The organism is Aeromonas enterica (assembly GCF_054052465.1).
This window is the reverse complement of sequence record NZ_JBSTYL010000090.1, coordinates 1-211: the sequence shown is the minus strand read 5'-3', so window position 1 is coordinate 211 and position 211 is coordinate 1. Positions and strand designations below refer to the sequence as shown.

The following is a 211-nucleotide window of genomic DNA, read 5'->3' as shown; positions in this document are numbered from 1 at the left end:
CGTTTCACTTCTGAGTTCGGCATGGGATCAGGTGGTTCCACGGCGCTATGGCCGCCAGGCAAATAACTTCAATCTCGGAAAGCTGACGTGAGTAACGACTGATTGGCTATTGCCTAGTCGCTATCACTGAATTTGTAAGTAGTCTCGCACTTGCTACAAGGCCAGAAACACTTCTTGGGTGTTGTATGGTTAAGCCTCACGGGTAATTAGT

General features: G+C 48.3%; 1 rRNA gene. It reads right to left on the bottom strand.

Going from position 1 to position 211, the window contains the following annotated elements:
- A 5S ribosomal RNA gene (rrf, locus tag ACW5XD_RS24030) occupies positions 1-59 on the bottom strand; the annotation flags it as partial.
- Between the last annotated feature and the right edge of the window lie 152 nt (positions 60-211).